This is a genomic window from Caulobacter vibrioides, from assembly GCF_002310375.3.
Classification (GTDB): Bacteria; Pseudomonadota; Alphaproteobacteria; order Caulobacterales; family Caulobacteraceae; genus Caulobacter; species Caulobacter vibrioides_D.
The window spans coordinates 2,005,833-2,020,907 of sequence record NZ_CP023315.3 but is presented as its reverse complement, the minus strand read 5'-3'; the positions used below and the strand labels follow the sequence as shown (position 1 = coordinate 2,020,907).

The following is a 15,075-nucleotide window of genomic DNA, read 5'->3' as shown; positions in this document are numbered from 1 at the left end:
TCGGGACGGTCGCGAACCCTTTCGTCTGCGAGGGCCGGCGTCCACGATACCCCGCTTTGGGGCGGGATGAATGTCTTGGCCAAGAGCAGCGGCCCCCGCCAGGGGCGAGGGCCGCGATCTCTTAGCGGTAGCAGACCGCCTTGGCCGCCTTCACGATCTTCTCGACCGACGGCAGGCTCAGGGCTTCCAGGTTCGCCGCATAAGGCAGCGGCACGTCTTCCTGGCAGACCCGCAGCGGCGGGGCGTCCAGGTAGTCGAAGCCGAACTCGGTGATGCGGGCGACGATCTCGGCGCCGACGCCCATCGGGCCCCAGCCTTCCTCGACCGTGACCAGACGGTTGGTCTTCTTGACGCTTTCCAGGATGGTCGCGTGGTCCATCGGACGGATCGTGCGCAGGTCGACGACCTCGGCGGCGATGCCTTCCTTTTCCAGCTCCTCGGCCGCCTTCAGGGCGAAACCGACCATACGGCTGTAGGCCACCAGCGTGACGTCCGAGCCTTGGCGACGGACCTTGGCCTTGCCGATCGGCACGACCCAGTCCTCGACGTCCGGGATGTCGAACTCGTGGCCGTACATCATCTCGTGTTCGAGGAAGACGACCGGGTTCGGATCGCGGATGGCGGCCTTGAGCAGACCCTTGGCGTCAGCGGCGTCGTAAGGCGCGATGACCTTCAGGCCCGGGACGTTGCCGTACCAGGCGGCGTAGTCCTGGCTGTGCTGGGCGCCGACGCGCGAGGCCGCGCCGTTCGGGCCGCGGAACACGATCGACGACTTGATCTGGCCGCCCGACATGTAGAGCGTCTTGGCCGCCGAGTTGATGATGTGGTCGATCGCCTGCATGGCGAAGTTCCAGGTCATGAACTCGACGATCGGCTTCAGGCCGGCCATGGCCGCGCCGACGCCCATGCCGGCGAAGCCGTGCTCGGTGATCGGGGTGTCGATGACGCGACGGTCGCCGAACTCCTGCAGCAGCTCACGGCTGACCTTGTAGGCGCCCTGGTACTGGGCGACTTCCTCACCCATCAGGAACACGCGGTCATCGCGGCGCATTTCCTCGGCCATCGCGTCGCGCAGGGCGTCACGGACCGTGATCTTCTTCAGCGCCGCGCCGGCCGGGATTTCCGGATCGGCGAAGGTCGACGCGGCGGAGATCGGGCCACCGGCGGCCGGAGCCGCGACGACGACCGGGGCGGCCTCGGCGACGGGCGCGGCGGCCGCAGCAGGAGCCGCAGCTTCGCCCTCGCCCTTCAGACGCGCGATCAGGGTGTTGACCTTGACGTTCTCGCTGCCGGCCGGAACCAGGATGGCTTCGATCACGCCCTCGTCCACGGCTTCGACTTCCATCGTCGCCTTGTCGGTCTCGATCTCGGCGATCACGTCGCCGGCCTTGATGGTGTCGCCTTCCTTCACCAGCCACTTGGCCAGGGTGCCTTCCTCCATCGTCGGGGAAAGCGCGGGCATCAGGATGTCCGTCACTCGGCGGCCTCCAGGTAGACGTCGGTATACAGTTCCGAGGGATCGGGCTCGGGGCTCGTGCGGGCGAACTCGGCGGCCTCGGCGACAATGCGCTTCACTTCGGCGTCGACGCCCTTCAGGTCGTCTTCGGTGACGCCGGCCTTGGCCAGGCGTTCCTTGATGTGGTCGATCGGATCGCGGGTCGTCTTGACCTCGTCGACCTCTTCCTTGGTGCGATACTTGGCCGGGTCCGACATCGAGTGGCCGCGATAGCGATAGGTCTTCATCTCGAGGATGTAGGGACCTTGGCCGCTGCGGGCGTGCTCAGTGGCGCGGGCGCCGGCTTCGCGGACGGCGATGACGTCCATGCCATCGACTTCCTCGCCCGGGATGCGGAACGAGACGCCGCGCTTGTGGAACGCGGTTTCCGAGGCGGCGCGCTCGACGGCGGTGCCCATGGCGTACTGGTTGTTCTCGATCACGTACACGACCGGCAGCTTCCAAAGCTGGGCCATGTTGAAGCTCTCGTAGACCTGACCCTGGTTGGCCGCGCCGTCGCCCATATAGGCGTAGGAGACGTTGCCGTTGTTGCGGTAGCTGTTGGCCAGCGCCAGACCGGTGCCGAGCGCCACCTGGGCGCCGACGATGCCGTGACCGCCGTAGAAGCCGGTGGCGATGTCGAACATGTGCATCGACCCGCCCTTGCCCTTGGACGAACCGCCGGCTCGGCCGGTCAGCTCGGCCATCACTTCGCGAGGATCCATGCCCGCGGCCAGCATGTGGCCGTGGTCACGGTAGCCCGTGATGATCTGGTCGCCCTTCTGCGAGATCGACTGCATGCCGACCGCGATGGCTTCCTGGCCAATGTACAGGTGGCAGAAGCCGCCGATCAGGCCCATGCCGTACAGCTGTCCAGCACGCTCCTCGAAGCGGCGGATGAGCAGCATGTCCTGATAGAATTTCAGGAGTTCGTCCTTGCCGACGAAGGCGTTGACACCGGTTTCCGGCGCCTTCCCCTCGGAGGCATCAGCCTTGCGCGTGCGCGCCATTCAAATCTCCCTGGCCAATCTTCATCGCGGCCTTCATCCGATGAGCGCTTCCCGCCGAAAATTCGTCGGTCCCGCGAAGGTCACGCCCTGATGTTCACTCAAACCGAACGCGAACCTTAGCGATTCCCGCGCGATGCGCCGTCGTTCCCCAGAGTAGCGACGGATCAGCGCGAGCGCTTGACCCGGATCACATAGTCCCTCGGATCGGCGTATCCTAGAAGCGAGCGCGCGCGCTCCTCCAAAAGATCAGCCGACAGACTGCCGCTGCGTAATAGACGAGCGCGGGCCTCCAGGTCCATCCTCTCTGCGCGTATCTTCCTGAGTTCTCTCGTTTTTGCTGCGAGGTCCGCATTGCGCTGCGAAATGGAAAGCAGCCCCCGATCACCCGTCAGAGCGTGAAAGGCGAAGTAGAAAATCAGGAAAAAGATCGCCGCAGTCGGCAGGAAGGGTTGCAGTCGGGCGAACATCTTGGCGTCCCAAAGAGGGATTCGCAGGATCGCCGACTGGCCTTAACGCCTTCTAAATCTGGGCGTTGGGGAGGGTTATCGGCGGATCGCCCGACAGGCGAACGATGCTTTCATCTGAGATCGTTTCATCCGCATCTAGATACCGCGCCGCCGAAGCTATTTCGCGGCCGCGAACACGGGAAAGATGGTCTCGTTTGAAACGACCGGCCCGCTTTTAGAAAATTTGTGGGTAAACACCGTTCGACGAGGCCTATCTCCGCAGGCCCGAACGCGCCGTGGCCAGGAATCGCACATGAAAAAAGCGTGTCCGCTTTGGCGAACACGCTCCTTCCGTCTTGGCTATTCTGGACCGTCTCAGCGACCCTTGAGGGCCGCTCGACCGGCGTAGACGCCCTGGTCGTCCAGCATCTCTTGGATGCGGAGCAGCTGGTTGTACTTGGCGGTGCGATCCGAGCGGGCCAGCGAGCCCGTCTTGATCTGACCGCAGTTCAGCGCGACGGCCAGGTCGGCGATCGTGCTGTCTTCGGTCTCGCCCGAACGGTGGCTCATCACGCTGGTGTAGCCATGACGGTGCGCGAGCTCGACGGCGTCGATGGTTTCCGAGAGCGTGCCGATCTGGTTGACCTTCACGAGGATCGAGTTGGCCAGACCCTTGTCCAGGCCGATCTGCAGGCGCTTGGGATTGGTGACGAAGAGATCGTCGCCGACCAGCTGCACCTTCTTGCCCAGCGTGTCGGTCAGCAGCTTCCAGCCGTCGAAGTCGTCTTCGGCCATGCCGTCCTCGATCGTCAGGATCGGGAACTTGGCGACGAGGCCGGCCAGGTAGTCGACCATGGCGGCCGGATCCAGCGACTTGCCCTCGCCTTCCAGCTCGTACTTGCCGTTCTTGAAGAACTCGGTCGAGGCGACGTCGAGGCCCAGGACGAAGTCGTCACCGGCCTTGTAGCCCGCCTTCTCACCCGCCTTGACGATGAAGTCGAGCGCGGCTTCAGCCGACGCCAGGTTCGGCGCAAAGCCGCCCTCGTCGCCGACGTTGGTGTTATGACCCGCGTCCTTCAGAGCCTTCTTCAGGGCGTGGAAGATCTCCGCGCCCATCCGCAGCCCTTCGCGGAAGTCCTTGGCGCCGGTCGGCAGGATCATGAACTCCTGGATGTCGATCGGATTGTCGGCGTGGGCGCCGCCGTTGATGATGTTCATCATCGGGGTCGGCAGCACGCGGGCGTTCACGCCGCCGACGTACTTGTAGAGCGGCAGGCCGGCCGACTCGGCGGCGGCCTTGGCGGTGGCCAGCGAGACGCCCAGGATCGCGTTGGCGCCCAGGCGGGCCTTGTTCGGCGTGCCATCCAGTTCGATCAGAAGGTTGTCGACGCGACGCTGGTCCTCGGCGTCGACGCCCGACAGCGCGTCGAAGATCTCGCCGTTGACGGCGTCGACCGCCTGCTGGACGCCCTTGCCCAGATAGCGAGCCATGTCGCCATCGCGCTTTTCGTTAGCTTCGTGAGCGCCCGTGGAGGCGCCCGACGGCACTGCGGCGCGACCGAACGCGCCGTCCTCGAGAATGACGTCGACTTCGACGGTCGGGTTACCCCGGCTGTCGAGAATTTCGCGGGCGATGATGTCGACGATCTCGGTCATGGACTTCTCCTCAAGGCCAAAGGCGCGGGAGCCTTAGCCGCCAAGCGTCCAAGGCGCAACTTGACTTCCCCATGGGAGGCCGCGTGATCGTCGATAATCCTAGGGAGGGCTCCATGCTGTTGATCGAACGACGCGGATCGGTGGCGGTTGTGACGCTGAACCGACCTGAAGCCATGAACGCGCTCTCCAAGGCCCTCCGCTTGGCGCTCCATGACGCCATGATCCAGCTTGACCAGGATCCGGACGTCAGCGTGGTGATCCTGACGGGCGCCGGCGATCGGGCCTTCACCGCCGGACTGGATCTGAAGGAACTCGGTGGCGATCCCGCCGCTATGGGCGCGGCGAACGATCAGGACGCGCGCTCGAACCCAGTTCGCGCGGTTGAAACCTGCCGCAAACCCGTGATCGGAGCGATCAACGGTGTAGCGATCACGGGCGGCTTTGAGCTGGCGCTGGCCTGCGACGTCCTGCTGGCCTCGGAGAACGCGCGGTTCGCCGACACCCATGCTCGCGTCGGCATCATGCCGGGCTGGGGACTTTCGCAAAAGCTCTCGCGCCTCATCGGTCCCTACCGCGCCAAAGAGCTGTCCCTGACCGGCAACTTCCTGGACGCCCGCACCGCCGCCGACTGGGGGCTGGTCAATCGGGTGACGACCGCCAGCGACCTCATGCCGACGGCGCTAAGGATGGCCGATGAAATGGCCAGCATCCCGGTGGACGCCCTGTCCTTCTACAAGGCCCTGATCGACGACGGATACGCCCTGGCGTTCGGCGACGGGCTGTCGCTCGAGCACAAGCGATCAAGCGCTCGCAATCGCGCGGTGACGCCCGAGGCTGTCGAACAGCGGCGACGCCAGGTCATGGAGCGCGGTCGAGGCCAGTAGGACGCATCGCCCTCACGCCTGGAGCACGGTCGGAAAGCCGCCCTGCCCCAGGCGGAACAGCACCTTTCCGGCGCCGAAATCCAATTCTACCCGCGCGAAGAGCCTGAGCAGGTCGACCCCGAACAGGGCTACGGGCCGCTCGTTGAGGCCCCAGTGATTGAAGACGTGCAGATCCGCGAACGCCATCGGCGCGTTGGTCAGCCGTAAGTCGCCCATCTTGATGGTGGGGATGATGCGGAACTCGCCCAACTGAATTTCGCCGCTGGCGGTGAGCAAGCGGATCCGTTGAACCTGATCCGAAGATCGGCGTCGCTTCGCCGCGATCGAGCGGGCCAGCGCCATGTTGCCGATGCTGACCCCGCCCCCGGAGTCGATAAAGGCCAGCGACTTGGCCCCCGCGATCCGAGAGTCGGCCAGCGTTAGCCGCCCGTATCGCGAATTCGCCGAGACCGAGACCTCACGCGAGCTGGTGTAGGGCTCGAAGCTGGGCGCGCTACGGCGGACCTCAAGCTGGTTCTTGCGAAAGTCGATGACCACGTTCCGCCCCTCAAGAGCGTCGACGCCGAGCAGGCCATCGGCGCCAATCCGATCGTAGGGCAGGACCGGAAGAATGCTGTCGGTCAGTCCGGTCTCGCCGGCGCGCAGCGTACGCACCAGCGCCGTCGGACATGTGACCGCGCCGGTGGCGCCGTGGACGACCACATCGGGCCCTCGCAGCAGCCCAAGGCGCTCGACCAGGCCAGGGGTCAGAACCGTCCTGTCGGCGCCGGTGTCGACCACGAATCGGAACCCCGCCACGCCATTGATCGTCGTGGCCACCGTGAGCCGGGCGTCGCTGTCGAGGGATGCGTCAAGGATGATCATCGGCTCTTGGCCGGCCTTGCCCGCCAATTCGTCGGTCGTGACGATCGGGGGCGTTTGGCTTGCCGCCTCGGCGTGCGTAGGCAGAGCCGAGAGGCTCGGCCCGGCCAGTATCGATCCCAGTCCCCCGGCCAGTGCGCGGCGTGTGAACATCGGGTTTTCCTCCGGCCAGGAGGCTAACACCGTTTTTCGACGCACACGACGAAAAGCGCCGCCGGAACGAGCCCGGCGGCGCTTTCAAACCGTCAGAGACGAAAGAAGACTTAGTCTTCCTTCGGCGTCAGGATCTGCTTGCCGTTGTACATGCCGGTCTTCAGATCGACATGGTGCGGACGGCGCAGCTCGCCCGTGTCCTTGTCCTCAATGAACGAGTTAGCGCCCAGGGCGTGGTGCGACCGGCGCATGTTCCGGCGAGAAGGCGAAGTTTTTCTTTTAGGAACGGCCATCGAAGTGACTCTGCTCGCTGAGCGTGAAAATCGAGAGCGGCGGCCTGGGAACGCCCGAGCCGCCGCGTGAGGGCGGGCTTATGCCCGAATCTGATCGAAGATGCAACCTTGTGATCGAACAGCCTCAGACAAGGCGTCCGTGCTCCTTCGCCGCAGCGATGAAACTGGCGAAAAGCGGGTGCGGGGCGAACGGACGGCTCTTCAGTTCCGGGTGATATTGGACCCCGATGAACCACGGATGGTCGTCCCGCTCGACGATTTCGGGCAGTACGCCATTGGGCGAGCGACCGGTCAGTTTCAGGCCCGCGTCCTCCATCAGGTGGACGTAGCCGATATTGACCTCGTAGCGGTGGCGGTGGCGCTCGCTGATCTCGGTGGCCCCATAGATCTCGGCGATCTTCGAACCGGTCGTCAGGACCGCGTCATAGGCCCCCAGACGCATCGTACCGCCCAGATCGTCATTGGCGCGGCGCTGGACGGTCTCATTGCCCTTGATCCACTCGGTCATGATGCCGACGACCGGACGCTCGGTGGGTCCGAATTCGCTGGAGCTGGCGTCCTTGATGCCGGCGACGTTCCGCAGGGTCTCGATGACGGCCATCTGCATGCCAAAGCAGATACCGAAATACGGCACCTTCCGCTCCCGGGCGAACTGGGCCGCGCGGATCTTGCCCTCCGCGCCCCGCTCGCCGAAGCCGCCGGGCACCATGATGGCGTGGGCGTTCTCAAGACGGGCCGCAGCCGCCCCCTCGTCGCCCTCGAAGGTCTCGCTCTCGACCCAGTCGAGGTTGACCTTGACCTTGTTGGCCAGGCCCCCGTGGTGGAGAGCCTCGATCAGCGACTTGTAGGCGTCCTTCAGCACCGTGTACTTGCCCACGACGGCGATGGTGACCTCGCCGTCGGGATGCTGGACGGTGTCGTCGATGGTCTTCCAGCGCGTCAGGTCCGGAGCCGGCGCATCGCGCATGCCGAACACATCGAGCACTTCGGCGTCCAGGCCCTGCTCGTGATAGTCGATCGGCACGGCGTAGATGGACGATGAGTCCATCGCCTGGATCACCGCGCTGGGCCGCACGTTGCAGAACTGGGCGATCTTGCGCTTTTCCTCCGGCGGGATCTCCTGCTCGCAGCGGCACAGCAGGATGTCCGGCTGGATACCGATCGAGCGCAGCTCCTTGACCGAGTGCTGGGTCGGCTTGGTCTTCATCTCGCCGGCCGTCTTGATGAACGGCAGCAGGGTCAGGTGCACATAGCAGCTCTGGCCGCGCGGCAGGTCCTGACGCAGCTGGCGGATGGCTTCGAAGAACGGCAGGCCCTCGATGTCGCCGACCGTGCCGCCGATCTCGACCAGCACGAAGTCGACGGCCTTCTCGCCCGTCTCGTCCATGGCCGGCGACAGGACGAAGTCCTTGATCTCGTTGGTGACGTGCGGGATCACCTGGACGGTCGCGCCCAGATAGTCGCCGCGGCGCTCCTTCTCGATGATCGTCTTGTAGATCTGGCCGGTGGTGATGTTGTCGGCCTTGGTCGCCGACACGCCGGTGAAGCGCTCGTAGTGGCCAAGGTCCAGGTCGGTTTCCGCCCCGTCGTCGGTCACGAAGACCTCGCCGTGCTGATACGGGCTCATCGTGCCCGGATCGACGTTGAGATAGGGGTCGAGCTTACGGAGGCGGACCTTGTAGCCACGCGCTTGAAGCAGCGCGCCGAGCGCCGCCGAGGCCAAACCTTTGCCAAGCGAGGAAACCACGCCGCCGGTGATGAAGATGTACCGCGTCATGGGCGATCAGGTTACCCGTGATTCGTGGACGCGGGGAGAAAAGACCCGCGTTCATCAACAAGATTAAACCCCCGAGGTGGCCCTCGGGGGTCGGTGAAAGCGCCGTCGGTGACGGTTAGGGCTTGGGCTGGCTCGCCGGGGCCGGGGCCGGCTCGGCGGGCGCCAGAAGCGCGGGCTGCTGGACGGCCGGCGCTGGCGTGTTGATCTGCGGGGCCGGAGCCTGGATGCCGCCCGGCTGCGCCGTCGAGGGCAGCGAGTTCAGCGAGCCCGGAGCCGGGGTCGGCGCCGGAACGTTCTGCAGGCTCTTCGAATCGAGGCCTTGGATGTCCAGGCGGTCGGCGACGGAGCCGCTCTTGTCGAGGCGGCCGGTCAGGATGGTCAGGGTCAGGCTGATGACCAGGAAGATCGAGAACAGGATCCAGGTGATGCGGGTCAGCAGGTCGCCGGCGCCGCGCGCGGTCATCAAGCCGCCCGAGTTGCCGCCCATGCCCAGGGCGCCGCCCTCGGAGCGCTGCAGCAGCACCACCCCGATCAGGCCGAGGCAGACGACGATGTTGATGGCCAGCAGAACGCCGATGAGCATGACGAATGTATTCTCGATCCGGGCGCGGGCCAAACCCCGCGCGAAAAACGAAGCGGCCCCTCTACCACTAGAGGCGGCTGCACGCCATAGCTGGGAAGCGTCCTCGCGAACGCAAGCCCTGAAGCCAATCCCTTGGACCGCATGATCCTCGAGACCGAACGCCTCACCATCGCTCCCCTGACGGTCGACGACGCGCCGTTGATCTATCCGTTCTTCAGCGACGCGGAGGTGATGTCCACCCTCGATCAGGAGCCCATCGAGGATCCCGACGCTGTGGCCAACCGCGTCGGGGCCCAGGTCGATGAGATGGCCGGCGACCACGCGGCCTATTGGGCGATCCGCCGCGCCGCCGACGACGCCTTCATCGGCTTCTGCGAGATCTTCGACATCGACCGCCGCCGCGACAGCGCCGAGATCCGCTTCGCCGTCGCCCGTGAGGGTTGGGGCCAGGGCTTTGGCCTGGAGGCCCTGAGCGCCCTGCTCGCCCAGGTGGCCGCCGACGGGCTGAAGACGATCACCGCCCGGGTCCATGTCGGCGACGCCCCGGCCGAGCGCCTGATGGCCAAGCTGGGCTTTCGCGCCGACGGCTACATGAAGGGCGCCGTGCACCGCGACGGCGAACGCCGCGACCGGCGGGTTTATGTGTTGAGGCTGTAGGAAGCTGAAAATCCTCCCCCCAGCGGGGGAGGTGGCCGAAGGCCGGAGGGGGAAGTTCTGCTGAGCTTGCCCCTTCCCCCTCCGTCGTCTCTCCGAGCCGACACCTCCCCCGCTGGGGGGGGATTGGGGGAATCCATGCCGCGTTCCCGCTTAGAACTCCCAAGAAGCCTCCCTTCCCCTTGATGGGGAAGGGCCGGGGATGGGGTGACTGCTGAGCTAGCGGCTTTGCGCGGCATCGGACGCTGTTATGACCCCACCCCTACCCCTCCCCATCAAGGGGAGGGGGCGTGACCTGTCGGCTTCACGCGATCGCTCGCTGAAGTCATGGAAAAGGACGCGGAGCGCCGGACGTCCGTCCGGAGTTTGAGTGTGTTGTTACCGTTTCGACGAAGCCCAGCGCTCCGCGCAGCCGTTATGCGTCAGCGTCCCGTCAGGTGGCCCTGTTCAGGCCCTACCGGGACCTGGGCGCTTCTGTTTCCGGAAGTCCCAGCGGTCGAAGAGGACGAGCCACTCCAGGCTAAGACACATCCCTTTGCCTCCAACCACGCCGACGGCGGGCGGGTCTGGCCAGCAACCAGATCCCCGGACCGTCCGAGTATCCCCCTCGAACCTGTCCCCGCTCGACCGCCCCCCGCCGCCGCAAATGGTCGCTGGCCATGCGCCCTTTCCTCGCGACGAGGTGGATAAAGACTACGACAGGTTTTGAGGCCGGGGATGAAACCCTGCGAACGCCCACCCAATTCCCTCTCTCTTAGAGAGAGGGAGGGGCCCAAGCAAATCTTGGGAGGGTGAGAGGTTCCACCCCTTCCGGACAAGGCAGGGACTGACAAGCGACTGAAAAGGCGGTACTTTCACGGCTATCACCGTAACCACTCACCCTCCCACCGCTGCGCGGCGGGCCCCTCCCTCTCTCTCAGAGAGAGGGATTCTGTTCCCATCCTTCGCCGGGGATACGCGCCGGCTTGACATCGGATATTACGTTCGTAATTGTCATGCATATTACAAACGTAATCAACGGGAACCGACCATGCGCCTACGCCACCTTTCCCTCATCGCCGTCGCCGCTGCGATTCTGGCCACGCCCGCCTTGGCGTCGACCGCGGTCGCGCCGTCGGGCCGCGAGCCGCTGACCCTGTTGGCGATCTTCGCTAACGCGGCGGCGCCCGTGCAATTGATCGCCTTGTTGTTGGCCGCCGGCCTGGTTGTCGCCCCTGTCATGGCCGCCATCCGACCCGAAACCCGTTGGCTGACGGCGATCAACAAGAGCGCCCTGCCCCTCGGCTTCGCCGCAGCGACCTATACACTCCTGGCCGGCGCGGTGGGTATCGCCAACCTCGGGGCCACGCCCAGCCTGGCGGTCATGGCGCCCGGCATGGCCGAAGCGCTGATGATGGCCATGCTTGGCCTGCTGACCGCCGGCGTCGCCCGCCTGGCGGGCGAACTGACCGCACGGCGCAAGGGCGAGACGAGCCTCGCCTAGCCGCGACAAAACCGCGCGTAACAGAACCACGCTTGCTTTTTGCACCGCAGCAAGCGCATAAGGCCGCTCATCGGGCCCCCTTCGTGTCGCTTCGGCGGCGGAAGGGGGCTATTTTTGTTGGAATTCGACCAAGAAGCGGTCCGAGGGAAGCGTTCAAGGCTTCAAAGGGGCCCGATTTGGTCATGGCGCGAGCCGCGCGTTTTATGTGCGCGGTCGCAGACGTGAACTGGACCCATATGCCCTTCCCCGCCTCCCACCCCGCTCTTGAGCGGGCTCTCGCCGCTCAAGGCTATGCCGAGCCCACCCCCGTTCAGGCCGCCGTGCTGGCCGCCGACGCCGCCGACCGCGACCTGCTGGTCAGCGCCCAGACGGGCTCTGGCAAGACCGTCGCCTTCGGCCTCGCAGCTGCTCCGACTCTGCTCGGCGACGCCGAAACCTTCGGCCAGGCCGCCGAACCGCTGGCCCTGGTCATCGCCCCGACCCGCGAGCTGGCCATGCAGGTCAATCGCGAGCTGGGCTGGCTCTATGCCGAAGCCAAGGCCGCAGTGATCAACTGCGTTGGCGGCATGGACGCCCGCCGCGAGCAGCGCGCGCTGAACTACGGCGCCCATATCGTCGTCGGCACCCCCGGCCGTCTGCGCGACCACATCGAGCGTGGTCACCTTGATCTCTCCAAGCTGAAGGTCGCCGTCCTCGACGAGGCTGACGAGATGCTGGACATGGGCTTCCGCGAGGATCTGGAGTTCATCCTCGACGCCGCCCCGGCCGAGCGTCGCACCCTGCTGTTCTCGGCCACCCTGGCCCGCGACATCGTCGAGCTGGCCAAGCGCTATCAGAACGACGCCGTCCGCATCGACACCATCGGCCGCAACGAACCGCACCGCGACATCGAGTATCGCGCCGTGCGCGTGGCCCCCAACGAGGTCGAGCACGCGGTCGTCAACCTGCTGCGCTTCTTCGAAGCCCCCGGCGCCCTGGTGTTCGCCAACACCCGCGAAAGCGTCCGCTCGATGCACGCCAAGCTGCGCGAGCGCGGCTTCGCGGTCGTGGGCCTGTCCGGCGAGCTGTCGCAGCGTGAACGCGCCGACGCCCTGCAGGCTCTGCGCGACGGCCACGCCCGCGTCTGCGTCGCCACCGACGTCGCCGCGCGCGGTCTCGACCTGCCGGATCTCGGCCTCGTGATCCACGCCGAGCTGCCGATTAACAAGGCCACCCTGCTGCACCGTTCCGGCCGCACCGGCCGCGCCGGCAAGAAGGGCGTCAGCGCCCTGGTCGTCCCCTACACCCGTCGCCGCAAGGCCGAGCAGCTGCTCTTCGCCGCCGGCGTCGAAGCCGACTGGGGCGGCGCGCCCAGCGCCGACTCGATCCGCGAGAAGGACCAGGAGCGTCTGCTCGAGGATCCGATCTTCAGCGAGGCCTCGACCGAAGAGGATGTCGCCCTGGCCGAGGCCATGCTGGCCAAGCGCACGCCGGTCGAGATCGCCGCCGCGCTGATCCGCACCCGCCGCGCCAAGCTGCCTTCGCCGGAAGACATCTATGACGATCCGCGCCACGGCGCCGATCCGGGTCCGCGTTCGCGTGAGCCGCGTGAGCCGCGCGAGTTTGGAGAGCGCCCCGAGCGCGAACCGCGCGTCAGCATGGAAGGCTCGGAGTGGTTCCGCATCAGCGTTGGCCGTCGCGGCAACGCCGATCCCAAGTGGCTGATCCCGATGATCTGCCGCCTGGGCCACATCACCAAGAAGGACATCGGCGCGATCAGGATCTTCGACTACGACACCAAGTTCGAGATCTCGAACGAGGCGGCGGTGAAGTTCGGCGCGGCGGTCCAGACGACCGTGCGCGAAGACGTCTCGATCACCCCGACCACGGCGCCGGCGGCGCGCGAAGCGGGTCCGCGCCGGGACTTCACGCCGCGTCCGCCGAGGGGCGACAACGACGGCCCACGCGAGTACAAGCCGCGCCCGCCGCGTGACCGCGACGACGCGCCGCGCTCGCCGCGCGCCAACGCCCCTGGTTCGCGCGATCACACCCCGCGCCCGTCCAGCTTCGGCGACGACGGCTTCAGCAACGCCAAACCCTACAGCCGGGGCGAAGAGCCCAAGGGCGACTACAAGCCGCGCCGCGCCCCGCGCGACACCGACGCGCCGCGTCCGTACTCGCCGCAGGACTCCGAAGGCGCTCCCAAGCGCGCCTTCAAGCCGCGTCACGAGGCCGGCGACTCCGCGCCCGGCGAGTTCAAGCCGCGTGAGTTCAAGCCCCGCGCCCCGCGCGCTGACGGCGACGCGCCCAAGAAGCCCTTCAAGAAGGCCTTCAGCGACAACGCCGCCGGTCCCAAGCCGTACGCCAAGCCCTATGCCGGCAAGCGCGACGCCGACGGCCCCGCCAAGCCCTTCCGGGGCCCCAAGCCCTTCAAGGCCAAGAGCTTCGACGCCAAGGCCGGCGGCAAGCCGTTCAAGAAGAAGTAGCCTAAGCGGTCACTTTGCCCCCACCTGACCTGCTTCGCAGGTCGTCCGCCCCCAGAGGGGGCGGAAGGTGTGCGCGTGCCTTCTTCCCCCTCTGGGGGAGGAGCGCGAAGCGCGGAGGGGGCAAGTGGCTAAACCGACTGCCCCGCGCTCCAGCCCGACGCCCAGGCCCACTGGAAGTTATAGCCGCCCAACCAGCCGGTGACGTCCACGACCTCGCCGATGAAGAACAGCCCGGGCACGGCCTTGGCCTCCAGGGTGCGGGAGTCCAGCGCTTCGGTGTCGACCCCGCCCAGCGTCACTTCAGCGGTGCGATAGCCTTCCGAGCCCACCGGCTTGAACGTCCAGGCGTTGACCGCTGAGGCTAGCCGTCCCAGCACCTTGTCCGAACAGTCCGCGATATTGCCCTTATCGGGCGCCTCTTCCTCGGCGATCGCCTGCGCGACGCGCTTGGGCAGAAGGGTCGCCAGCACCGTCGCCACCGCCTGACGCGGCGTGGCCGTGCGCGCGGTCTTCAGCGCCGCCAAGGCGTCGACGCCCGGCGCCATGTCGACCCGGATCTCGTCGCCTTCACGCCAGTAGGACGAGATCTGCAGGATCGAGGGACCCGAAAGCCCCCGGTGCGTGAACAGCATACCTTCCTGGAACTTGGTCTTGCCGTGGCCGACCACGGCGTCCAGCGCCACGCCCGACAAGGGCGTCAAACGCGCCAGCATGCCGGCCTCGAAGGTCAGGGGCACCAGCGCTGGGCGGGTCTCGATGATGTTGAGGCCAAACTGCTTGGCGATGTCATAGCCCAGCCCCGTCGCGCCCATCTTCGGGATCGACTTGCCGCCGCTGGCCACCACCAGCGAGGCGCAGGCGACCTTGCCTGAAGAGAGGGAGACCTCGAATCCAGACGCGGCCTTGGCCACGCTCTCCACGCTGGTCTCCAGCCGCAGCGTCACGCCGGCGGCCTTCATCTCGGTCAGCAGCATGGTGATGATCTGCTTGGCCGAGCCGTCGCAGAACAGCTGCCCCAGGGCCTTCTCGTGGTAGGCGATGCCGTAGCGCTCCACCAGGGCGATGAAGTCGCGCGGGCGATAGCGACGCAGCGCCGACAGGGCGAACTTCGGATTGGCCGACAGGAAGTTATGGATCGTCGCGCCGGTGTTGGTGAAGTTGCAGCGCCCGCCGCCGCTGATGCGGATCTTCTCGCCCGGCGCCTTGGCGTGGTCGACCACCAGGACCGAGCGCCCGCGCTTGCCCGCCTCGATGGCGCACATCATGCCGGCCGCGCCCGCGCCGATCACCACAACGTCGAAGGTTTCCAAGGTTT

Annotated in this window: 13 protein-coding genes and 2 pseudogenes; 6 read left to right on the top strand and 9 right to left on the bottom strand. The window is 66.4% G+C overall.

What is annotated here, in order from left to right:
• Positions 1 to 121: 121 nt before the first annotated feature.
• The 4 genes from CA606_RS09595 to eno form a co-directional block, all read right to left on the bottom strand.
• A complete protein-coding gene (locus tag CA606_RS09595; protein ID WP_096051339.1) occupies positions 122 to 1,477 on the bottom strand; it encodes a pyruvate dehydrogenase complex E1 component subunit beta in 1,356 nt (451 codons plus the stop codon).
• A complete protein-coding gene (pdhA, locus tag CA606_RS09590) occupies positions 1,474 to 2,505 on the bottom strand; it encodes a pyruvate dehydrogenase (acetyl-transferring) E1 component subunit alpha (RefSeq protein WP_096051340.1) in 1,032 nt (343 codons plus the stop codon). The genes CA606_RS09595 and pdhA overlap by 4 nt, the downstream gene beginning before the upstream one ends.
• Before the next feature lie 164 nt (positions 2,506 to 2,669).
• The gene (locus tag CA606_RS09585; RefSeq protein ID WP_096033270.1) at positions 2,670 to 2,972 is read right to left on the bottom strand and encodes an FtsB family cell division protein; all 303 of its coding nucleotides are present in this window, start codon (positions 2,970 to 2,972) and stop codon (positions 2,670 to 2,672) included.
• A 354-nt stretch (positions 2,973 to 3,326) separates the two neighbouring features.
• Positions 3,327 to 4,607 (bottom strand): phosphopyruvate hydratase, encoded by a 1,281-nt coding sequence (gene eno, locus CA606_RS09580; RefSeq protein ID WP_096051341.1) that lies wholly within the window; start codon positions 4,605 to 4,607, stop codon positions 3,327 to 3,329.
• 113 nt (positions 4,608 to 4,720) lie between these two features.
• Between eno and CA606_RS09575 the strand changes: the two genes are divergently transcribed.
• A complete protein-coding gene (locus CA606_RS09575) occupies positions 4,721 to 5,491 on the top strand; it encodes an enoyl-CoA hydratase (RefSeq protein ID WP_096051342.1) in 771 nt (256 codons plus the stop codon).
• A gap of 12 nt (positions 5,492 to 5,503) precedes the next feature.
• Here CA606_RS09575 and CA606_RS09570 read toward each other — a convergent pair whose 3' ends face one another.
• The 4 genes from CA606_RS09570 to secG all read right to left on the bottom strand — a co-directional run bounded on the left by CA606_RS09570 (position 5,504) and on the right by secG (position 9,158).
• Positions 5,504 to 6,505, bottom strand: coding sequence for a retropepsin-like aspartic protease (locus CA606_RS09570; RefSeq protein ID WP_096051343.1), 1,002 nt, complete (start codon positions 6,503 to 6,505; stop codon positions 5,504 to 5,506).
• 110 nt (positions 6,506 to 6,615) lie between these two features.
• A complete protein-coding gene (gene rpmF / locus CA606_RS09565; protein ID WP_010919589.1) occupies positions 6,616 to 6,798 on the bottom strand; it encodes a 50S ribosomal protein L32 in 183 nt (60 codons plus the stop codon).
• A 124-nt stretch (positions 6,799 to 6,922) separates the two neighbouring features.
• Positions 6,923 to 8,575 carry a CTP synthase gene (locus tag CA606_RS09560; RefSeq protein WP_096051344.1) on the bottom strand — a complete coding sequence of 551 codons (1,653 nt, stop codon included), beginning with the start codon at positions 8,573 to 8,575 and terminating at the stop codon, positions 6,923 to 6,925.
• A gap of 115 nt (positions 8,576 to 8,690) precedes the next feature.
• Positions 8,691 to 9,158: a preprotein translocase subunit SecG gene (gene secG, locus CA606_RS09555; protein ID WP_096051345.1), complete on the bottom strand. Its 468-nt coding sequence runs from the start codon at positions 9,156 to 9,158 to the stop codon at positions 8,691 to 8,693.
• A 141-nt stretch (positions 9,159 to 9,299) separates the two neighbouring features.
• Here secG and CA606_RS09550 point away from each other — a divergent pair, with 141 nt between their 5' ends.
• The 5 genes and pseudogenes from CA606_RS09550 (at position 9,300) to CA606_RS09535 (ending at position 13,760) form a co-directional block, all read left to right on the top strand.
• Positions 9,300 to 9,815, top strand: a complete 516-nt coding sequence (locus tag CA606_RS09550; protein WP_096051346.1) for a GNAT family N-acetyltransferase — start codon at positions 9,300 to 9,302, stop codon at positions 9,813 to 9,815.
• Positions 9,816 to 9,997: 182 nt separating this feature from the next.
• A pseudogene (locus CA606_RS20575) lies at positions 9,998 to 10,101 on the top strand (hypothetical protein); the annotation flags it as partial.
• 38 nt (positions 10,102 to 10,139) lie between these two features.
• A pseudogene (locus CA606_RS20570) lies at positions 10,140 to 10,502 on the top strand (hypothetical protein).
• A 340-nt stretch (positions 10,503 to 10,842) separates the two neighbouring features.
• The gene (locus CA606_RS09540; protein ID WP_096051347.1) at positions 10,843 to 11,295 is read left to right on the top strand and encodes a hypothetical protein; all 453 of its coding nucleotides are present in this window, start codon (positions 10,843 to 10,845) and stop codon (positions 11,293 to 11,295) included.
• A 236-nt stretch (positions 11,296 to 11,531) separates the two neighbouring features.
• Positions 11,532 to 13,760 carry a DEAD/DEAH box helicase gene (locus CA606_RS09535; RefSeq protein WP_096053814.1) on the top strand — a complete coding sequence of 743 codons (2,229 nt, stop codon included), beginning with the start codon at positions 11,532 to 11,534 and terminating at the stop codon, positions 13,758 to 13,760.
• A gap of 128 nt (positions 13,761 to 13,888) precedes the next feature.
• On the opposite strand, the gene CA606_RS09525 is transcribed toward CA606_RS09535, so the two are convergent.
• On the bottom strand, positions 13,889 to 15,070 hold the full coding sequence (locus CA606_RS09525; protein WP_096051348.1) for an NAD(P)/FAD-dependent oxidoreductase: 1,182 nt from the start codon (positions 15,068 to 15,070) through the stop codon (positions 13,889 to 13,891).
• Positions 15,071 to 15,075 lie beyond the last annotated feature (5 nt).